At 36.7% G+C, this 23,827-nt stretch carries 13 protein-coding genes; 1 reads left to right on the top strand and 12 read right to left on the bottom strand.

The window, feature by feature from the left end:
• Positions 1-387: 387 nt before the first annotated feature.
• From BLW60_RS12120 to BLW60_RS12060, 12 genes are all read right to left on the bottom strand, one after another.
• Positions 388-600, bottom strand: coding sequence for a hypothetical protein (locus BLW60_RS12120; protein ID WP_074717723.1), 213 nt, complete (start codon positions 598-600; stop codon positions 388-390).
• On the bottom strand, positions 597-1,691 hold the full coding sequence (locus BLW60_RS12115; RefSeq protein ID WP_074717720.1) for a hypothetical protein: 1,095 nt from the start codon (positions 1,689-1,691) through the stop codon (positions 597-599). The genes BLW60_RS12120 and BLW60_RS12115 overlap by 4 nt, the downstream gene beginning before the upstream one ends.
• Before the next feature lie 199 nt (positions 1,692-1,890).
• Entirely contained in the window at positions 1,891-4,482 is a 2,592-nt protein-coding gene (locus BLW60_RS12110) for a DEAD/DEAH box helicase family protein (RefSeq protein ID WP_074717718.1), read from the bottom strand.
• Between the two features lie 362 nt (positions 4,483-4,844).
• A complete protein-coding gene (locus BLW60_RS17200) occupies positions 4,845-5,231 on the bottom strand; it encodes an SOS response-associated peptidase family protein (protein WP_242872882.1) in 387 nt (128 codons plus the stop codon).
• Between the two features lie 427 nt (positions 5,232-5,658).
• Complete coding sequence (locus BLW60_RS12100) at positions 5,659-8,628, bottom strand: AAA domain-containing protein (protein WP_074717715.1); 2,970 nt, start codon at positions 8,626-8,628, stop codon at positions 5,659-5,661.
• 90 nt (positions 8,629-8,718) lie between these two features.
• A complete protein-coding gene (locus BLW60_RS12095) occupies positions 8,719-9,261 on the bottom strand; it encodes a DUF1643 domain-containing protein (RefSeq protein WP_074717713.1) in 543 nt (180 codons plus the stop codon).
• Positions 9,262-9,332: 71 nt separating this feature from the next.
• A complete protein-coding gene (locus BLW60_RS12090) occupies positions 9,333-10,466 on the bottom strand; it encodes a cysteine desulfurase family protein (protein WP_072949686.1) in 1,134 nt (377 codons plus the stop codon).
• A gap of 210 nt (positions 10,467-10,676) precedes the next feature.
• A complete protein-coding gene (gene brxL / locus BLW60_RS12080; RefSeq protein WP_074717710.1) occupies positions 10,677-12,173 on the bottom strand; it encodes a BREX system Lon protease-like protein BrxL in 1,497 nt (498 codons plus the stop codon).
• A gap of 14 nt (positions 12,174-12,187) precedes the next feature.
• The gene (pglZ, locus tag BLW60_RS12075) at positions 12,188-14,449 is read right to left on the bottom strand and encodes a BREX-4 system phosphatase PglZ (RefSeq protein ID WP_074717707.1); all 2,262 of its coding nucleotides are present in this window, start codon (positions 14,447-14,449) and stop codon (positions 12,188-12,190) included.
• Positions 14,450-14,454: 5 nt separating this feature from the next.
• On the bottom strand, positions 14,455-18,627 hold the full coding sequence (locus BLW60_RS12070; RefSeq protein WP_072949693.1) for a hypothetical protein: 4,173 nt from the start codon (positions 18,625-18,627) through the stop codon (positions 14,455-14,457).
• 3 nt (positions 18,628-18,630) lie between these two features.
• Positions 18,631-20,865 (bottom strand): phosphoadenosine phosphosulfate reductase domain-containing protein, encoded by a 2,235-nt coding sequence (locus BLW60_RS12065; protein WP_207645940.1) that lies wholly within the window; start codon positions 20,863-20,865, stop codon positions 18,631-18,633.
• Positions 20,866-20,967: 102 nt separating this feature from the next.
• Positions 20,968-22,779, bottom strand: coding sequence for a hypothetical protein (locus BLW60_RS12060; RefSeq protein WP_072949697.1), 1,812 nt, complete (start codon positions 22,777-22,779; stop codon positions 20,968-20,970).
• Positions 22,780-23,460: 681 nt separating this feature from the next.
• On the opposite strand from BLW60_RS12060, the gene BLW60_RS12055 reads away from it, so the two are divergent.
• Positions 23,461-23,827: hypothetical protein (locus BLW60_RS12055; protein ID WP_139283414.1), on the top strand; the 367-nt coding region annotated here is incomplete at its 3' end.

Here is a 23,827-nt window from a genome sequence, read left to right as displayed (position 1 = left end):
TTCTCAGTGTCAACAGAGCTCATAGAAATATTTGGTGATTCGGTTGCTGCACACACCGAAAACAGAATCTTGAATACACAGGATCAATATTATCCAAAGCAATAAGCAGAAGTAGTATTATTATACCACATTTAATATCTTTGTCTTATCTGTTACAATTACGCCAACAGCTACAAAGTGAATTAGAACAAAACAGTCCCAAGTTATAGTAACGACTGGAGATTTATAATGTCAAGGAATACTCCAAACGTGTGATTCAATTATTTTTGCCATTGTCTATTTTTCCCTTAGGGGTGTAGTTTTGATTCTTTTTATGCTTGTTGATGCTGCTTTTTTCTCGGAAAACAAAGTATATCACAAAAACGATGATAAATACAACAATTAAGATTAACATATTCCATCCTCCTCAGATTTATCTTGCTTTGCTTCTTTACGGTTGTTTTCTCTAATGGCAGCATTCATAGCTTTCTTTCTTGTTAAAGCCTCGCGTCCTTTATGTATAATTTCTCCTAAACCTACGGCACCTACTGCGGTGATCAAAAAATTACGCGCTGGCTTGATTAAAGGCTTAACAATATTTTTTAAGTTTTTTTCATTCATTCAGTTGCCACCTCTTTTCCAATCTTATCGTAGTTCCTATTGACATCTTTTCTTGCTTTATAAACAGAATTCATTTCCTGAAAAGTAAGTTTCAAAAAAGCAAGTGATAATATAGGATTCAGCTTTCCACCAGCAGTCATTTTTGGGGTTCCTTTTTTCCCAATGTGGAGTTCTTTGCTTAATGCAATAACTGCCATTTGCATGGATATGCAAGTCCCCATTGCAATCAATTTCATATCTCGTTTTGATGAAACATCCATATTATTAGCTTTACAATAAATTGCCAAAAATGTCTCAATCAGGAAAAAAGCCGCAAAATCACTTGCTTTCATCTTGATGCCCATATTGTCAAGTTTTTGCATAAGCGAGTTTTTATACATTATACCATGTGCATTAAGATTCTCATAGTATTTATACTTTTCAAATAAAGTTGTAAGAGGTAATGGTAAGCCTGCTGGTGTAAGAAGGTCCTTTGCAAAATGAACAATCGTATGTTTTAGACAATTCACAACACCGGAAATTTTGTTGTCATTATTCCCGTAAAACTTCCAAATCAAATCCCACATTGAAACCTTCCCATCTGTTCCAACTCCAAGAAATTCGCCAATTTTAATAACTGATCGTTTACCATCTTCTATTTTAACTTTAATTGGCATATCAGCAGGAATGTTTTTTAATCCAAACAATGCAGGATCATGCCCGAATATTCTGTGACCTAGTCCTTCTTTAACGTCAAATGGATTATTTGTATCATATCCTTTGGGTAGAACTCTATCGATAGCTTTTTCAAGATCCGTTCCATGTTCATCTACTTCTCTTGAAACTGCAAATGCAAGTATCCCGATTAAAACAGCAATTGTCGATTCATTTCCGGTAAGAATATGAAAGTAATCTCCTTGTTCTTGAACATTTTCCTCAAAATCCTGTTTCTCTACCACTTTTAACGCTTCTTCATATAGTTCTTCATAAGAAGATACTTCTTTTCTGTCTTGCTCTGGTACGAGGTCAAAGTACTCTTTGATCGTAGCTTCCTTGTCAAAGAAATTTTTATCAGAACCAAACAGGTTCTGTACTGTTTTAAAGAATCGCATTATAGTCCCCTCCTCCATGAGGCTTTTAATAAATTATCATACCAACTCCGAAAAGCAAAGTGGACAGTCATGTTTTTATGCGCTTATTCTTGAAAATGTCATCGATGACGGGTGGATATGACCGCCACATTATAGTTAATATTCCACACTTGATGACTTTCTCCACAAATTCTCTCAAAACGTTTATCAAAATATAGGACTAATAATCAACCTTAGTCCCACACTTAGAGCAATAATTTGCCTTTTCTGGGAGCTTCATACCGCAATTCATACAGTATTTGAATCCTTTCATTACTCCGTGAGCACTTGAATCAAAAGTCGGTTGCGCTTCTTGCAATACGTTTTCTTTTGGCAGTATTTCGCAATTTGTGTCAATTAATCCTTCAAAAGAATGGCTTTCATCTTTTACACCACTTTTAAATATGGAATCAACATTATACTCCAAACGTAAATTATCTAGCACTGCATCCAGGTTAGCAGAATCAGGATATTGCCATTCTCTTGACCTAAAGTCCATATTATGCTCTCTATATCCATTTACGTGTAAAAGTTCATGAAAAATCAGATATTTAATTACCTCCCTACCTATTCTTGGCGATGAAAGGATCTTGTTTACATGAATCTGGTAGTACTTGTTATCCTTCGTCCATTCTGTCAGAGCAAAGTAGTCTTGAACTACTTCTTTTGTCCATGCAGTCTTGACCAGCTGCTTGGTACTTAACAAAGGATACATTTCCATAACTTCTTTCAGCAATTCATTCAAATGATGATAATTCTCAATTATTTCATAACTTTTAAGTTCTTCTTGAATAGTTTTCAAAACGGGATCTGTCTGCTCTTTCATCGAATCAAACACAGTCTTTTTGAAAGCAAAAAAAGTATGATATATGTTTTGTAGAACATCATGAGAATCAAATAGCTTTTTCAGCCATTCTTCTTTGTCTTCTTCCTTTGTAAATAACTCATTAGCTTTTTCACCAATTTTCTTGGGGTCGAGTGCATCTCTCTGTTCAAAGGCAAAATACATAGGCATACTGTCTGTTTCTTCAATATAATCCAGAATATACTGAAGTTCTTCATCATTGGGGATAGCATCCAAACCGCCAAAATAGATTTCTCGTAAATCATCAACAGTAATTTTACCCTTGATAAGATCAATACTGTTTTCTATATCGTTATAGACCTTTATTTGGCTCTTGAATACAAGAACAGATACATCATTACCATCATTATCCAAAACAGAATACCATCCAACAGGATATTCCAAATTCTTCCTTTCTGAAGTCAAAGAAGCGTGCATCAAGTGATATAACTTCAGATACAATTCGCTTGATGAAATAGAGGAACCATTTGTGATATCGCTCATCTCTTCAGGTTGAGTTATTTCGCCGCTTCCAGGTTGAGTTAAATAGTCAAGATAAGCATAATCCGGCTCAATTGGCTTTTCTTCCTGAATATCTGTTTCTTCTTCCATTACTTCTTCATTTTCTTCTACATCAAAAATACCGATATCGCGTGGATCAAGAAATGTCAAGAATCTATTCCATACATCATGGAAAGAAACAATAAATGCATCTTTGGTTCCGTGAGCTTTTTCACCTCGCAGCCCACGACCAATCATTTGCATTAGTCGAGAGTCACTATTGGTTTGGCAAGTTAAGAATACTGTTTGAACATCGGGCACATCGCTTCCCTCAGTCATCATTAGTACATTGATCAGGACTTTGAATTTATTATCTTTAAAACCACGTATTGTTTCCTGAGCATTAGGTTTTGAAGCTATCACATATTCACATGATATATTTGCTTTTTTAAAATCATCATACAATGTTTTTGCATGGTCTTGATTTACTGCAAATATCAGGGTTTTACCATATTTTTCTTGATTCTTCAAGTATTCATCGAGAATTATCTTGTTACGAACAGCAGAGCGTGCTATATTTGCTTTCAGTTTTTCAGATAGCTCATGATATTCGGCGAAAAAAGCTTCATCTTCTGGAGTCATCTGAAATTCGATCTCACCATTGATATTTGTTTCTACCAACACATAGTGAGGATTAGATAAGAATTTGCTCTTAATGAGTTCAGGGAGCGTAATCTCATAAACATATCCCTTTCTTCCTATTCCGTTTTTAATATTAGTATCAACATTAAACATTCTATCAAGAATACGCTTTTCTGATTCCTGCATTCTGGTTGGTGTTGCAGTCAACCCGAGAAGAATTCGGGATGGATTCAATGCGGTCATTCGCTTTATTACTTTTTGATATCCAGCAGCAGGTGCATGATGAGCTTCATCTATAACTATAATTAATTTACGTTTTCCTGCAGCTCCGACCATTCTTTCAATAAATCTATATCCATACTTATTTGCCACTGATGCAATGCTACACACATAAATATCTGCCTTATATGCATTCACCATTCGTATATGTTGTGATTCGCCTGAAATTGGGTATATTTTAATTTTTTCAATCCCACTTCCTTTCAGAATAGGTGCTTGTCTCCTGAATTCTCGATACGTCTGTTCAACAAGTTCCTGTCTATGAACAAGCCAAATAATACGGTATCCATTCGCAACACCTTGGGACAGAAGCCAATTAACTGCAGTAAAGGTCTTCCCACTTCCTGTAGGCATTACAACAAGACCATTTCTATTTGTTGTGTCGATATTAGTTTGGAAATAGGATGTCATAGCATCAACAGCAGCTTGTTGATGTGGTAAAATCAGACTTCTGGAATCAGCTTTTGATTCTTCTATCAGGATTGGTTCAAAACACTCTTTCAGCATAACTTCTCTCCTTTTTACTTTGAATTTGAATGGCGGAAAGCTATAATAGATCATCAGATATCATAGGTAGCCCCATTATAACATTATTAATCAATTAGCAATCACTGTACTTCTTATTATACTTTCATCTTTTTCTGAGACACACTCCTTTTCAATTAGTATTATTCGCCAGCAATATCAATATATGTATAATTTTATTAACTATTCCGTGTGCATATTATAACATTTATTATGAACAATGTCAATGAATGCAAAATGAACAATATATATTTTATTAAATTTGCGCCAATTCACGCTGTTTATAATTATTACTGTATTATCTGTTTTTAAGAAAAGCCGCCATAAAGGCGGCCTTATTATTCCTATGCTGTAATAAACTCCGTTGGAGATCTATGATACTCAACTGCCTTCTCAAAGACCATATTTGTCAGTGCCATCTCAGTAATACTGAAAGGATCTCCGTCAGGACGTATCCAGTCCTGTAGACTATTCTTATCAAGTATGACAGGCATGCGGTCGTGTATATCCTTTATAATGCCTGCTGCTTCTCTGGTGAGAATAGAAAACATAGGCACTTTCATATCTCCATGATCCTCATAACGGTACAGCCCAGCAATATAAGTGATGTCAGAGCCTTCGGTCTGAATAGCATACTTGATCTTTTTAGTATTTCTATGCTCAAGCATACTGCGACTGTCTTCTTCATATACAGGATATCCCCATTCATAGTACCATGAAGCAGGGAGAATACACCTTCTCCTGTACTATGAATCTTTCCACAGTACCTTTGTATCAGCAGTCTCTCGCAGCAGTTGGCAATGTGCTTATTAGTAGCCTTATGTGTAAATCCCCATACCATTGGGAATATAACCATTTGTCCGTGTTTGTTCGGTGCCAAAACAGGGGCAATATCTGACGGGTACAAGTCACCAGACATGGATAGGCTCTTTCCAAGCTTTATCGACATTTCCAGAGCAAAAGCCATTTTACGTACTTTTATGAGTACCTCGGCCATTTCTCTTAGTTCTATACGCAGTGACATACACATAAAAATCACCTCCCAGTATTTGAACAGAATGTATGTTCTGTTTTATTATACCACCAGAGATACGCTTTGTCAAGCTATAAGAAAAACCGCCCATAATTAATAGGGCGGTAGATTGCTAATTGTATATATCATATTTCATCAGGCTTATATTTATGACGGTTTAGGCCACAACACTGGATATACAATCCATATTGTCCGAGCTTTGCTTCGAGTGAAGTATCACATTTATTACATTTGCATCTTGCAACAAGTACTTTACTACCATCAGGTTTTGGTACATATAGATATTCTTCAACCAAATCTACTGAAAGGAAACTTGTTTGTGTACATGCTGGATAACCTGTACACGACAAAAAGAACTTTCCACTTTTACTTTTCTTCATCTGCATAGGTTTATTGCATATAGGACATTTTTCATGTTTTAAAATGTACTGGGCTAAAGTATTTGGTTCTTCCTCATCTAGTAATTCTACTGATTCATCTGTGGTTTTATTCATTTCAAGTAATCCATATATCTTCCTTGAAGCTTTTCTGCCAGCAAATCTGATTATTGGATGAAATTTAGTTTGAATAGAACCATTTTCCGTTTTAAAAACTGCTTCTGACCATGGCATACCATACCATGTAACAGACTTATCGATTACTGCCACAGGATTCATTGAGAAGCTATGTTCTATTGCAATAGAGCGTATGCTTAAAGGCAGTGAAGAACGTTTTTCCGCACGAATAACTACTTTAACATTGTTTTTCTTTTTCTCGTCTATTATCCGTATCAATTTCTCATAAAAGGCAGTATCGTTCATCGGTTTATCTGGAATATCAATATAAACTAATTTATTTGCTGCCGATATATCATCAAGAAAAGCATCCCCTGCATTAGCCTGTCTGTAAAACTTAAGGCAGGAATCAACATCTGTTTTGAAATATTCAAGTGAATATCCATCAACACCACTTTCAACTCTTGATTTTGATATGAGTTGCCCAAACATCAGATTTGTTTTAACACCTTTATCTATCATATACTTTGCATTTGTAACGGCTACAAATTTACCCCTTGCTCTTGTCATGGCAACATTAAATAGCTTGTTGGCATAATTGTCCTTTGTGCTTGTCAGTAGTATTCCTGGATAAGTCTGCCTGTAGCAATCGGTTGCATCATAAACAATAACGTCCTGCTCTGAGCCCTGAAACTGATGTACTGTTGCACAAGGGATAGTTCTTTTTTCACCAATCTTTTCCGCCATATCAAGTGCCATGCTGTTCAACAATCCTGCCTGAGATGTATATGGAGCAATTATACCGACGTTAAAACCGTTATTATATGCTCTTTCAGCTAAAGCAAAAGAAATAAACGCACTTAATATATTTACTCTCGAATGGTCTTTCATAGGAATACAAGTTGACATCATATAGCTTAAATCAGCTATACCATAAGCCTTCTTCAATTCTGGAACGGCTTCTTGTATTTCATCACGTTTTTCTTTTATTCCACTTGCAGTTTTTAAAAGTCCATGGTACATTGTTACACTAGCAAAATTGGCAATTTCAGGATGCATTCTATATTGAATATCTAGCATACATAGCCATTTATGTCCACAGTTTCGTTCAACAGCATCACTTATACCGCAATATCTAAAAATATCAACAGAGAGACTTTCAGAACGATCTCCTTGAACTATGGGAGGGAGCTGACAATAATCACCCATACAAACGAAATGCTTTTTTGCAAGGCTTGCACCGAAAATGATTTGAGGAATATATGACATACTTGCCTCATCGAATATTACAACATCAAATGGTATCTCGGTGAGCTTTTTATCAACAACAGCTTTGGAAACGGTTGTTGCAACAAATCTAGCTTTTTTTATGGAATCAATTTCTTTTTCAGCAAGCGCCTCTCTTATTTCGCGAATTTTCTTACTTATTTCTTTACGCTTAGGATCCGTCTTACCATACTTTTTACTTTCATTCATTAAATCCTTACGTTTTTTCACAAGTTCCGGGCATAAATAAAGAGCAAAGTTGAAAGATGATTTGAATTGACTTTCATTAATATCATTATCCTTCGGATAACCATATCTCAGGATATCACCGAGATTTGATTGAGGAAATAATTTAAACACTCTTTGTATAGCTGCATCTACAGATACATTGCTGTACGAAAGCATTAGTATTTTATTTCCTTTTTTTATGTGCTGAATTGCAATTTTAGCAAGGGTCTCGGTTTTTCCACTTCCAGGAGGTCCCCAAATGAAAGTAATTGGTTGTTTTAATGTCATATCAACCGCTGTTTCTTGACCGGTAGATAATTTAGCACCATATTCAATTTGATTGAAACCCTGAGTTACTAATGCATCAGCGATATAATTATTCTTATTCCGCAGTAAAACAAGCCTTTCGTTTAGAGTATTTAACAAACGCCAACTCTCAACAGAAAATTCCAAGCTTGATATTTCTGTGTCTTCAGAATGTCCAAGATCAGCGTCTGTTGAAATAATAACTGTAAATTCACTACAATTTTCAAGTATTCCTTTTACTTCCACTTCTCCTTGAACTGAGTCTTTTTTTAATGAGACATATAAAGTTATCTGAGTGCCATCTGGATAGTTTAATTCTGTATCTGTATCGAATTCATAAGAAAAACGAAGACCTTGTCGGCTTAAATATCGTCCATCATAGACTGTTATTCGTTTGCCACCGTTTCGACGTAAAAAGGCAACTTCTGATGCAATCTTTTGAGAATAATGATCACAAAATTCATTATACGATTTAAACCTTATAACAGGTGTATCTTTTACTACGCTTCCTTTTGTTTTTGAACGATTCATTTCACTTATTATACGATTATTTTCTCTTTGAATTCGCTCGTTTTCTTTTTTTATTTTTTCTTGTTCTATTTTGGAAGCCGTATCAAATTTGACCTTTTCAATTGCATTTGAGTTCTCAAGGGTTAAGTATGTTTTAAAGCAATCCGGATAAAGGAATTTCATTTCATTTCCATTCTCTTTAAACTTGACTATGATGATATTGCCTTGATGCCCTGTAATAACTCCGTTTTTAAAAGTTTTATGTACAACTTTCAGACCTATAAGTTCCATATCCCCATGTCCTCTCATAAGTTTTATATAAAGATAATAATGACAAGCTCGCCCTTAATAGGCGAGCTTAAGATTCATTCAATATATTGGCTAATACTTTATTACATTAACATTATATTTTCCAGCATTATATTCTTTATCCCTGCATAAATTACGGAAATGTCTTGGGTTTCCACCCTTGGTCAAACTGTTAATATGTATTAATCTCATTTTCTTTTCTTTAGCTTTATTCAATATTATGGCAACCTGTTCCTTAAAATCATGATTTTTTAATATATAATCTCCCCACGATAAAAGAAGATCGCCTCCTTTACAATGTTCAAATACCGAAGATATATACTTTAAATTAGCTTCACATATTTTTCTGTCAAATTCTATCGGTAATTTTGAAGGGCTGTTACATATTAATGGATAAGGATTAATCATTATGCACCCATCATAACCTTGTTGACGTGAAAACTTGATTAAATCATTCATAGTATTATCTGATGTATCTGCGTCGGCAGTATTAGGATTTATCGCCACACATACCAATGTCTTTTTTCCATAATTCCCTAAAACAAAACGTAAATTATTCGTTCTATCATATTCATATATAGTTGGTTTATAATCGACATATCTTCTGTTTGACATATAATTATCCTCCGTTAAGATATTTAAATACATGAGATCATATTGATTGGTATCCCAAAACGATGTCAACATTAATGTCTAATTTTAATAATCTGCTTTAAACTATTTAATATTTCTGAAATATCGCCTTCGTTACATTGTTTTCCAATGGAAACTCGAATGGTTCCCAAAGCAAATTCTTCCTTTAAATTGATTGCTTGTAGCACATGTGAAATCTCATCATTGTCACCATTACAAGCAGCCCCAGTGGATATAGCAATACCTTTAAGATCAAGCCTATGTAACATGGTCTCGCCGCTCTGATTCATAAACGATAAGCTCAACAAACCAGGAAGTATAGTATTTCCACCGTTACGAACATACTGAACTCCTGATTCGTTCATAGCTGTAATAAGCTGATTTTCTAACTCATGAATATGTTCTATATTTTCGTTTAAATGGTCACAGTTTTCCTTTAAAGCAGTTGCCATACCAACAATAGCGGCAACATTCTCAGTTCCGGCACGCAAAGCATTTTCCTGTGAGCCACCGTCCATAAACGACACAATGGATGTTCCTTGACGAATATACAAAAAACCAATGCCTTTAGGCCCATTAAACTTATGTGCTGAAGCAGACAGAAGATCTACGCCTAATTCTTGAACATCAATTGGAATATGTCCTACAGCCTGAACAGCATCAGTATGAAATATGGTTCCATGCTTATGCGCAATTCTAACAAGATCCTTTATAGGCTGAATTGTGCCAATCTCATTATTTGCAAACATAACCGACACAAGGCGAGTATTATCTGTTATATTTTGCTCTAGTGTTTCAGGTAAAACTGTTCCATCTTTATTTACAGGCAAATATATAACAGGATAGCCTAACCGTTCAATAGCTTCACAAGAGCGTAGCACTGCATGATGCTCAATCTGAGATGTGATCATCGCCCTATGCTCAGTATCAGCAAATGCCGCCCCCTTAATCGCCCAATTATCGCTTTCCGTACCTCCTGACGTGAAGAATATCTCTTCAGGTTCAGCATTAATACACCTTGCAATTAAACTCCTTGCTTCTGCAATAGCTTTTTTGGCTGATCTAGCGAACGAATATGGCTGCGAAGCATTAGCGTATTCCTCTTTCAACCATGGTAACATAGCCTCATATGCAACAGGATCCAACTTAGTTGTTGCTGCATTATCAGCGTAAATAAACTGTTTCATTTAATCACCTACGAAAACAATTTGCAACCGTCATTTATGAAGTCCTCGATTTTAGCTTGCAATTCTTCTACAGTCACATCCAGTTCTTCAGCTAAACAAGAAATACAGTAAAACGACTTTGCCTTCTGATTGATCAATTTCTTTGTCAATCCTATTTCGTTTTTGGAAAGCGGTTCCTTACCGCAAACATAGCATATTTTCTGGTTCATATCACATTGTATCCATTCCCATTATTTTGAAAGATGGCAGATCCTTACCCGCATACTCACTATCGAGCAATCCCAATTGATATTTGATCGTATCACGCATTCTTCTAGCTCGATCAAAACAATAGCGTTTAAACTCTCTTGGTGAGATATCAGAAACACTCTGAGCATTAGGAAACAAGAGTTTCAGATATGCAGTTGCTATACGTTTTACAGCTTCTGTATCTCGTGTATCTGCTCCTTCAGGAACTATAATAAACTCGTCCACAATGCTTCTATAAGTCATATCATCACGAAGCTCATGCATGATTGAGCAGAAGTATTCAGAGTTGAGAGCCCATCCGTTTACTTTAAGATCATCCTTCATTCTAGGGATATTCCAGCCCTTAATGAATCCGTGAAAACGTTCAATCAATGCAGATTCATGAAACACTTCGGGAAGCTCCGTAAACATATTGCTGTATCCATCAGCATCCATAATCTCTTTTCTGATATTTCCACAGAGAATCATACCGGCATTAGCGACGCCCTTATAATCTCCAACTGTGAAATATCCTTGTTCCAGGTAACCTTTAAGAGCTGCTCGCATCTCGTCAGTATCAGTAAATGAGATTGTTTGAACTTCATCCAATGTGACAAAATCACTTCCTGCAACTAATCCTTCACGTCGCTTTGTCTGATCGTAAAACATCTTCGCTCTACTCATTACTCCACCACTGGACAGCCAACCATAGCGACTTACATTACCAAAAAGATATGATTTTCCAGTTCCTTTCGGTGCAAGCTCTATCAGATTCAAACGCTTTTCTACAAAAGGAAGAAGCCTTGTAAGCATTGTGAGTTTCTGTTCTTCTGTTTCGTAACCAGCTGCGTTATAATCAACTGCGCCAAGAATCACATTCATCCACTCGTCAATCGTAAACTCTTTTCTTGCATCTTTATAATCTTCTAGGTCAATATTATATGGGCAGAAGTTCTTAAACGAAAGAAGTTTGATTTTTCCTTCCTTTGAACTCTTGGCTTTTGATGACTTCCGTTCATATTCAAATGAAATATCGAAATCATCAGGAGAACGATATCCAAGCTCAACCATTCCCCATATATCTCGGCCTTTTACCAAATCATCCTTGCAATCATCCCAGACATCATTCTCAATGATAGTTTCTTTGAAACTGAGTCCAAAATCTGGTAACGAAAATGATACTTCACTTGTTTTAATATCAATATTGACTGAGATCTTAGCAAGAAACTTCACTTTTTTTCCTTCGATAATGATATCATTCTTGATTGCATTCCAATCATCCTTGCGCGGAATGAATTTCTTCACAAATCTTGCAAGATCTTCTTTATCGAAATTACCATCTTCGTCTTCAAACTTTTTTAAAAGCCAGTCACGCATAAATGCTGGCAGACTTAGCGTCGAGAAAAAGTTGGTTTTCTTAAGGTCTTTAAAAACGACCATTTCATCAAAATTATCTCGCAATTTCTCTGACAATTCCATTGATTCTCTCCTTATCAAAACAGACTATCAAAGTCATCATTTACTGTTGCCGTCTTGCCTTTAACCGTAAACTTAATTGTACCAATTAGATTTTCAGAATCATAGACATCAACAGTATAGTCTTTTGCACGTTTGATATCTGTCATATCAAATGTAAAATGCTGACCATTAATAGTACTTCCAGCATATCTTTTATCATCTAAAACAACAGATATATTGTTTGAAGACGTTTCAGAAATATAAAGCGTTAAAGACACGCCTTTCCTTCTATCGAGTATTATATTATCAGGCTGAACAACTTTTATCTGAACAGATACGTTCTTCTTCAGTGTAAGTGTAATTACAGGAACAACGACTTCTTCGAGTGTTGCGCCTCCATGAACCTCTACATTTGCAGCCCTACTCTTTTTAAAACGGCCATAGTCTGACAAAACAATATAGTTGTTCTCGACAACTTTATACGGAACATCACAGCCTTCAAAGTATGCACAGCATCTACCGGAATGCTCTCCTTTTGTATCTGTCTCGTATGGAATCTCCTGTTTTTTTAATACAGCAAGGCGTGAAGCACCGTGGTCACTTGCAATTATAAATGAACGGCATTTTCGCATTGTCAATTCAATAGCCGCTGTATTGATTGCACGTTCAATAACTGACAATTCAGCTGGGATATGAATCGGATCCTCATCATTTGTAAATAAGTATCCGCCTTCCTGCTTGTGTTTTATATCATCAAGCATCTGTTCCTTGTATTTCATTTCACCCGGCCAGTTATCGAAGAACTGTTTATTGAGCTTTGTAATCGTTGGAAGATCTGAACGAGTAATATCAATATGAATGGATAATCCTTTTTTCTTAGCTAATGCCTCAATATATGACAAGTACTCAACACCAAGTGCATCTATCCAATACAAATATGCATTTTTCTTATCTTGAATAGATTGAATCACACTGTCTCTAGTCGGAAGTTGAGCATATAGGTAACTAGAGGCATAGTCTTCAACAGTCTTCACAAACTCAGTATTGAGCTTATTTGAAACTTTTTGGAACTTATACGCATAGACGTATTCTGTGAGTTCCTTGGATAATACCGGGCAAGTAAAGGTGTATTTCTTCAAGTACGCAGCCAGAGCCGGATAAACATATTCTATAGCATCAGATATTCCATGATGCGCCACCCACTTGACAACAGCCTTACGTTCATAAGAAGTGTTATCAGTATAACGATATATGCTTTCTTCTGGATCGACCTCGTTTGCCTTAAGGAAAACTGCAATATCCTCTTCAGGGAATTCACGTACTAATCGCTTGCGACAGTCATACATTTTGCGGAATTCAGGATCAGTATGAACAAATGAAACGATCATGGTCAGTATATTATCCTTAAAATCTTCGTAATTTACCGTTTTTTCGACCACATATCTAAGGTAGGAGTTAGCTATCTTAGACTGGTGGTACTTGCAGTAAATAAAGGCAAGCCAGTTCTTGAATTCAATACCTGTAATAGCTTCATGTAGATTATCAAAGACGCTATCATCGATATAGTATCTATCAAACAACGCATCTAAGTTTCTGCCTGCATCATTCGCTTCTTTCAGAAGACGTGACCACTGCTCGTTTGTTCCTATCTCATTTTTCAGATTAAAACCTTTGATTGTAGTATTCAATATCGCATACGCATCAAATAAACTTGTAACTGGAAACAATGATTCTTTCATATTCAATGATGTAGCAACATTAACAGTCTCACATGCACCATCCTCAAGCTTGCGGAGAAGGTATTTAATTCCTACATCCTTAACCAGCCCCGCTTCCGGGGCTATGTTCATTATTCTAGCATTAGTAATGATATTATCAGAAATATAGGCTCTATTCTGTGATCTCATCCTACTGTCATCTTCAATTATCCGACAGGCTTGTTCTGATACACCACGAAGAAGAAGAATTACTCTTGCAGTCCCGAGTGTAGTACTTTTCAGGCGACGAAGTTCCTTGTCAGCAAACATAGCTCCTTTAATTGCAAGAAATTCACCTAACCCAATCACGACAAACTTGTTGTCACGATAATCTATATCAGATGTTCTGAAATTGTCAATCAACTCATCTATACTCGGAAACTTGTCGTCTTTAAAACAGAAATCGCTCATCCGTACAACAGAAACACCTTTCTGTTTCAATTCGTCCAGAACGGAAGCATAGTCTTCGTCGCCGACAACATAAAAAAAAGGGACGCCCTTTGCAGAAGAGATATAATTCAAAACTTCATTGCAAAGCATACTACTTACCCCTTTCTGTTATTGATAATCTTTACTCCTAAGCCCATATCCTTCTTAACAATCTCTGTCAGCCATGTACGTAATTCAGAGTCATCCATATCAGCGATTTCTTTAACCACATGATCACTTCCGCCTGCATTGTACTCTTTATGTGCCAAAGCTGTAATTTGATCACGTACACGCGGATTGTCATTCCATTCATAAGCGCTTATGGCGAGATCTTCAAGATTATCTCTTACAGCGTTAAGATCTGTTAACAAGCAGCTGAAATCACCAACTATTGCCTGTGAAAATCTTTGATCTCTGAAAGAAGCATCTGCAATATCAGTAAAGAAATTCGCATTCTGTATAAACTCAAGCGCAAACTTGATATCCGACTCACTTGAGGTATTACTATTTAAGATTGAAAATGCCTTTTTCGCATCTGAATAATCAGCAGAATTCACACAAATCAGTATCGGTGTACGGAAATGCTCTGACCAAGAGCGCGGATTCTTTGTACCGCCGGCTTTTTCTTTCCAAAGAGCAAACAACTGTGCCTTCAACTGATTCTTTCTGAAATCTTCTGCCGCTTTTTTGACAATTGCATTGCTTGAAGTTGCGGTTTCAATAAACAACTCGGATTTTATTGAATGCTTGATCTCTTCGCATTCCGATTCTGTGAATCCCTCAAGATACGGTGCGTAAACATCCATGAATACTGTGAGAGAATGATTGAGAATTTCTCTGATCTCAGCACTATGATTTGTCATCTCCGTAAATATGGTTTTCATATCGTCCGGAAGAATGTCATCATAATTAGCAATTTTACGGAGTTGATTGAAGAATGATGTTAATTCCGGATACTTTGCACAGATAGACTCGCAAGAGAAACCTATAAATTTAAGAGTATCTCTCCATGCACTGAAAGCACCATTTTTTGAATGCTCGTGAACATTAAGCATGACGTTTGTCATCTTAATCACTTCATACTCAGTTGTCAGTTTTCTAAGCTCGTCCTCACCGGTATTACCGTTCCATATTGCGGAATACTCTACACTGAAAAGGTTTTTGATATCAGTAAAAACAACATCCTGAGCACCGATCTCTTCTGTTAGAGAAAGCAGCTTATTATTTTCGAACCGCTTCAGGAATAGCTCCATGCCCTTCTTGCAGTTGTCTGTTGTCAGAAGTTCCTTCAGATTCTGTGCAGAAGACTGACGCTGAATAGCAATCTTGCCTATTCTATTTGCAATGTCATGCGCATCGTCACCCTTGCTTTGAACAAGTTCCATGTACATCTTAACAAGATCATATACACCCTGAGTATCGACATCTTCCAGACACCAAACCGGGTATGAAAGTGTTCTCATTTTCTGAAGCACCATAGAACTTGCATGACTGGGAGAAGAACACGAATTAGGCTCAATGCTCCATGCTGACTCGGTCAGTTCATAGAACGCTTTTTCCTCTTCTGTAAGACTAACAATATAGCTTTGCTTCTTTTTTGCACCGAAATTGTTGCCTATCATTTCAGATAACTTATCAGGCGTCATTGAATCCCGATGTCCTTCGGCATCCATACAGCGATATGGTTCGGAACTATACTCCTTCAGAAGGAATCCAGTAAGAAAACATGAAAGATTGCATTCAGAGAAACCAAATGTTGATTCTAGGCAGTCATAAATTGAACCGATAGAGATTTTTCCGCTCTCTTTAAAACTGTCTGCAATCATCTTATTGATTGCTTTCTTAATAATAACTATAGGTTCGTCTGAAAGTGAATCTTCACTCCAATAATCTGGGCGCTCCCAAACTTTACCAAGAACGCTTTTTTCGCAGCCAGCTATTAAGCCTTTGACATCAATACCGCCAATACCATAACGTGCTATCTTTGTTGGGGTAGAGAGTTTGAGCTGCGATTCACTCAAGCCTTTAGTGAAATCCTGAACATATCTGTATTTATTAAGAACAATTGTCTGAAGGATAGTATGTACAGCAGCTGCACCAACAGCTTTTTCACCATCCTGATTAGCATGAGTATAGACAATAAAATGTCCATCATGAATCCTGTCTTTCCATGTCTGCTCCAATACATCTTTTGCCTGTTTATTCTGTTTCTTTGACTCTTGGTTGTTGTTGCCGCTGTAATACAGAGACATGGCTGAAAACTCCACATATTTTTCATACAATTCCATTGTAAGCGGAGTTGATAGTGCATCAATAACTACAATGTTCTGATAAACAGGATCACTGATTGTACTCTTGATAAGAGAGCGAAAACTCATTGCTTCATCTTCATTCTTTGCTACGGCAAGAACTGCAAAGAAGTGCCAACTTGAATCCTTGTTTTTTAGAGCATCCATCTGCTTCTTAAAATCGGCTATTGTTACAACAGGCAGCTTACCTGATTCAACATCTACTGCATAGCGAAGCTTCAGTGGAGGTGTAAGATTGAGTGCAGAAGCCAGGGCAGGTCCCTCATAAACCAGCTTTGCAGTTGTACCTTGAGATGTACGTATCTCTTTCTTGTAGTTTTCAATTTTGACACTATCTCCTGCAAGAACAGCAGCTGAGTATGCTTTCTTATTATCAGCTATAGGGTTCTCAATCAAGATTCCCTTTGTTACAAGCCCTTTGGCAAGGCCCTTACATTCGTTTTGTAGCTCTTCGTCTCCATCAAAAACATAGCTGATATTCTGATCAGTTGGTTTAAGTATAGGCAATGCTCCGCCAAGGCGAAGATCTATCGATTGAAGAATCAGAATAGCTTTCAAGACGATTTCTTCTTTCTCTGTAAGCTGTTTCTGCTGAGAGAATGTATCAAGGATCAATCTGATATCTGATGTCAGATAGTCTCGTCCTTTCTCGTAGAAGAAGTCCCATAGCATATCAACAGTCAAAAAAGGTCTGTCGTCATAAGGACTTGTATTCTGAATAAACCATTGAAAAGCTTTTACTTCCAGATTCTTTGGAGTTTTTATAAAATCGAACATACTACGCTGATTCGACTGAAAAGCAGATGCGATATTTTTCAGTACAAGCGCAGCCATCGGATGAAGCGGAAGTATTTCCCGCATAACAGTTTCACTCTTTATACTTGCTGCTTTAACAACCGCTGAACGTGCATTATTATCATATGAATTAAGCTCGTCTGTCATAGCCTTCCAATTATCCATAGCAGCAGGCTTAACTTCAAACGCATGACCGATAAGGTCGAATGCTATATTATCAGGTAAAGTAATTTCAACCTTATCAAATCGCTGCTGCACAACTGTCCAGGGATTCGTTTTATCATTAACAGATCCATACTTCTGAGTCAAAGAAGAAAGCGGATGAGTTACAATCATAAGATAGAACGGTGCTTCCTGGCAGATAGAAACGAGTTTCTGGAATTCACCAAGTGAATCACCATTCTGGCGGAAATAATCGCTGAATTCATCCCATATAAAAACTATCTTGATATTGTTTTGCTGAATAATATCAATTATCCAGTTACGAAGCGAATCAGATGTCAGATTCAGGGCTGTGATACCCTCAGTTGCAGCAAGATCAAATATATTGCTCATAAGAGAAGATACATCTGAACTTTTTTTCAAGCTATTTACAATTTCTTCCGCAGTTGACTGTGAAAAGGTCGACTCCCACTTAGGCCTTTTAAGTAGAGCATCAACAAGATTTGCATGAATATCGTCTTCAAGCCAGGCTATAACACTTTCTTTCAGAGAATTCTCACCCTTATAAGCACAATCACTTGCATTCAGTGCATTCTTAATACTTTCCTGAACTGCAAGGAACAGCTGTTGTGGTGTTGTGATACTACCTGAAGCATAACGATACGCTGTCAGAATACCTTGCTTCTTTTGACCAATAATCTTTTCAAGCAAAGCTGGTTCCTTTTTAAGAGGCTCGTATTTTCCCCAATATGCTCTAACTTCCTCTTCCGATACTTCTAAAAGCTTTTTAAGAGCAAAAGCACACTGAGACTTACCGGTACCATATGCACCATGAATCCAGATTGAACGGTTAGTGCTACCGCCAAGCATAGCTTCAGTATTTTTTAAAAGCGAAATAAAAGTATCATGAGGGTACGTAGTATCCCATTTTGCACCGCTGTTGATAGCGGATTCGTCAATACATGGGAAATAATCTTCATCAATATCAAAGTATTCGCAATACTTCATATACTTTGTAGCCATGGTTTAGTCCTCCCGGAAGAGATTTAATACGTCATCTGATGTTTTATCACGAAGAGTAATTGTCTTCAGATCATTTGTAAATGTTGCATTGATATATTCCGGATAAGCTGAAGACAGACCGAGCAGAATAGATTTCAACTCTTCCTCGTCATAAAGGCCGAATATCCTAATTGGACTTACGCCATCCCTATCGATGGTATCATCCATAAGGTATGACACATGGAACTCCTTATCCATATTGCATTTTTCAGCAAACTTATATAGAGCATAAAGAATTACACGATTGTCACTTACTGAACACTTCGCGCGTACCATGTCATCATCATCGGTAACATAACCAAAATTCAAGCTGGTACCGAATGGAGTGTCAGTTATTCTTTTATACGCTTTAACAATTGATTTTGCATCCTTAGGTTTAACATCTAAAGCGATAAGACGTTCTTCTATCTGATTTCGCTCATAGAAGTATCCAATATCCATATTATTGATATACCAAGCTATCTGTGGATTCTCCATTGCTAAGTTTACAAGCATTAGTCCCAGTGCTGTATCGGATTCCCAGCCAATCTCGCTTATCAGTTCAGCAAATGGTGTAAAATGATTCTTTTCATTTAACCCAGCATCTCTCAAAAAGCGTCTAAACATGTCATACATCATCGGTCCAAGCGTATGCTCTGTAAAGAAATCTTCCTTTAAATCAAAGAATGCAACAAGCCAATCACGCTTAGGTGCATGGTCGGCAAAAGAATTGAGACTTTTCATAGCTCTTCCTCCTCCTTGTGGATGACGCAGCGAATGGAATAACAAACATCCACTGTCAATCATATGGCACTGATAACAATGAATGCAATCTGTAATGGTCAGTTTTCCATCAGTAAACTTTATACAACCATTTCTACAGTTTGTTTCACAAACCTGACAAGCTGCGCAATATGCAGATTTTCTGAAAACCTGCTTGAACATCTTTGAAAACTTTGGCTTTTCAACTACGATTGAATCAGGGATTGATACAACATACCCATTTTTTGTTTCTTTAACTTGAAAATGGATTGTATCCCCCTCAAAACGAATAGAATAATCTTCTTCATTTACACTAAGCATTCCAAGTGTTTTAATCCATTCTTTCCAGTCTGTAGAAGGATTAGTAACAGTAATTGTCAAAATATGCTTTGTTGTGCTTTCAACACAACGAAATTTATTATCGCGAAGGTCTCTTCCGTTTTTACGCGCGCTCCACCCGCCATTTGTAATATATGATTCTACCTGCTTCGGATCAGTTGAATTGTATGAATCTTTTATATACGAAATGTATCTATCAATTTCTTTTTCATAGGAACAATGACGAAAATAATCACTTGCACCTCCACCCATAGGGCAAAACAAACAGCCAGCACGAGCATTTCCTTTACGGTATGTATTATTAATATAAATCTTGTTATAAAACATATAAAGCCATATTTCAGCTGATGTCCATTCAAGAATCGGATTAAAGCTGTATTGACCTTTTTGTTTTTTTCCAAAATTTTCAAACTCGTATTTGCTTCTGGCAAGGCTTTCATGTGCGCGTACTCCGACAAAATCCATTCCGATATAATCGTCTTTGCCTGTTATCTCGCGCATTTTCAATGTTTGCGGTGTACTTTTATGAACACTACAGCACCAGCGAAGAACCCTTGCAGGCGGACCGAAGATTCTCCATGAATCATGTGGATCAAAATGAGATCGTGCTGTATAAAATGGTGTTCCATCATCCGCACATTGTTGCTTTGTATATTCTACCGCTGCATATGTATCAGGAAATTCCATACCGGTATCTCCGAAGATGACGATAAAACTGCCTTTAGGTAATGCTTTCTTAACCAAATCGAGTAAAACGGCACTATCTTTTCCTCCGGAAAAAGCAACATGAAAGATATCAAGTTTCTTATTGAATTTTTCATATTCTTTAACGATCATCTTAACCGTTGAATCTTCGATGACAGTGAGCAAGTCTTTGTTTTTTTCACACATTGCTTCGATGTCAATCGGTCGAAGAATATTTCCCTTTTCACGACTATATGGAATACTGCCATCCTCTTCTATCACCGGCTGTAATTCTGGTGCATTATATAAGTCACCACCTTTTATTCTTGCAATTAAAGTGCCACGATACCAATACGCAGTAGACTCTGCCCAAAGATAAGGGATTTCTTCTTGAGGATCAAAATCCCAGTAGTTACGAAAACCAAGCAGTTCCATTTCCGGGCTGTATACCGGTCTGGGTTCTTTTGAAAAATTTGTTGGGGTTGAATTAAGTAAAATTCCTCCTGTTTGTGTATCAAAGGAATATGAATACATGAATCAAAGATCCTTTCTAAGTGTTTTCGCCATTGCCGCAACCTCATCCAGTTGCCCGAACTTACTTTTGGCGGCATATCCATTCTGAAACAGATAAGCACCTATTGTTTCGGGAGTCAATTCCAGATCTGTCTTTGCAGCAGCAATTGCAAGCATTTCTATATAGCTTTTCCCGAAATCTTTTTCGGAAATAATACCTGCATTCTTATCATTAAAATTTATCAGACATAAAGAATATCGCTTGCTATACAGATAGCAATAGCTCTCAAGCAAGTAATGGTTCCAACTTTGTCCACACATCGGGAACAATGCAAATGAAGTGATCTCCTTTATTGCACAGAAATGATCAGTAATCAGCCCCGAAAGAACCCTATCTATCTCCTCTATCGGAAACTCAACATAGCCCGGAGCTACAAACTGGTCAACATCAATTCGCACCATACTCTCATACAATGCCTGAAACACGTTCTTTCTATTTGGAACACCTGTAAGTTCAATATTCTTCTCTGATAGTTCATCAAATGTACAGCTCTCTTTTTTAGCAAGGTATTGTTTAAGCAATACTATTGAATTCAGCTCAGAGTTCTCCTTTGTTAGGATTCTTCCGTTAAGATTGTACTTTGAAGACAGTAGTCTTCCATATATTGCTGATTGGATTGTAGAAAGAGGGATCTCATAATTAGTTTCTTCCACGCTATCAATAGGTAGATCGCCCAATGACGCAAATCCCTCCTCTTCATAAGCCTTATCAACATATTCAATTATTGCGCTACATTCTTCCTCTGTCATGATCAGTTTATCATTGAGAAAATACAAGCCTTCTGATACTCTCGTAAAATTCAAACTACCAGAAATAGCTCGCCATATATTCTCAGTAGGAATATACGGTAGATTCTCACCGAGGCTATCTACTGTTCGAGTGACTGAATCTCCCCAGATTCTCTTTAATTCTGATGAAACGCATTCTTTTTCCGTTTGCTTTTTCCCATTTATCATGAAGCGCTTTGCATGATAGCATTCAGGAAATTGTTTTTGCAACAGTTCTTTCAGCATTTCTTCTGAAAGAATATGCTGCTTATTCATCCATTCTGAATGATGCTCTAACAGAGCTTCATAATAGACTACAGCATTTCCATCATTAAAGATATCCTGTACTATTTTCTGGAGCTCAACAGACAGATCTTTATTTTCTGCAAACAATTTGTCATTTATAAACGTGCCAGCAGAAAGAATCAATAATCTTAATTCATCATCTTTCTCTGGTATGCTACCAATATCCTCTTCTTCTGCAAATTTTCTAAAGCGTATCAAATCACGCATTGAATCAATTTTGAAACCGTATGAAAAACGCTTGTCAAGAAGAGCGCGAATACTGTTTAAAATGTCATCGGAACAATCTTTGACAGTCTGACTTTCTTCAGCATGATTATCAATACTGGTATCAGCATGATTATCCGTTCCATTATTTCTTTGAAACGAATCATCAAACATTGTTTTAGCTGTACCAAGAATTCTCTGATACTTCTCCTGATTATGCTGATAATAATTTATCATAATACGGAAAAGTTTTGAGGTGTTCTTTATTCCAGTTTTACCTCCAGTAAACAAATATCGTAATTCTTCAAAACGCATGCTGATGCCATTCTCATTGCGATAGGTATCATCAATATCGATTCCTTGGTTGACAGCATACTGACGAAACATTGATGATATATCATAAACAGCTTGTTTCTTTGTGATTTGGCCGTTCTCTATACGCCAATATGCATCAATCAAAAGAGCAACTTCAAATGAGCTCCAAATAGGTTGTCGCATACTATCATTCCCTTCAAGCTAGAATCCTGTCATTTGCTAATATGTTAGCGCAAAAGCACCCTATATTTTAACACAAATCCGCAAAAAAGTCAACGAAATAGCCTGTTTAACATTTTTAATTCCCGCTGTTTTCATGCCATTTCTAAATCGACAACTGCTTTAAATAGAAAAGCCAAACGCAAAGAATTATCTTATTCTAACAAGACGAGATTATATGCAAAATACAGCAAAAAAATTTAAAATCAATTGACTTTTTTGTGACTCTTAATTGAATTATATCACACGACAAATCATATTTCTATGTTAAATTGTAAATAATTAGTTTTGATGGTAAAAAAGAAGAGCCGCACGAAGGCGGCACATTCATTATGAATCTTCAAAAAGTTTATCTGCCGCATCAAAGTCAAGAAGATAATACTTCCTGCCTTTTTGACGATTCTCAATGAGCAGGTTTTCAGGTATAAGCTTCAGCCTGCTCCGTAATGTATTCTCTGAGAGTTAAAAAGATAAGAATGTGTGTTCACAAAAAGTTTACGATTTCAGCCGCACATTTTACTAATCTCATACGTTAAAGCCTATATAGACTAAAGTACAATTATCTCTTGCATTTGGCGAGATATCGCTGTATAATGAAATAAAGCAGTTATATACTGTAAATCAGAAGAATGGCAGGTGAATATTATGAAATTCAAGAAGATAGCTGCTGCAATTGCCGCTGCTGCAACCGCAATTATCCCTTTTTCTGCAGATAATGCAGATGTGAGCAATACATCAAAAGTATATGCAGAAGAATTCATGACAGAAAGTTCTATTCCTGACTGGATACCCACAACCTTTGAGGAAGCTGTCAGCTTCCGCAATAAGTACGGTGCAACTCACATCGGTTCGGGAAATGAAAGCAATCTGATCTGTCTTGTTTTCAAAGAGCAGTATCGCGGCCAAGCAAGGTATGAGATAAAAACTTCAGGAGCATTGGTAACCGAATACTGCCATGATGTATTTGTTAATGAAGACATCGATGTTGCATATGAAGTTGTGGTATATAAAA

The sequence above is a fragment of the Ruminococcus flavefaciens genome (genome assembly GCF_900108555.1).
Classification (GTDB): domain Bacteria; phylum Bacillota; class Clostridia; order Oscillospirales; family Ruminococcaceae; genus Ruminococcus; species Ruminococcus flavefaciens_P.
The sequence above is the reverse complement of the archived record's forward strand: the minus strand, read 5'-3'. Positions and strand labels throughout refer to the sequence as shown.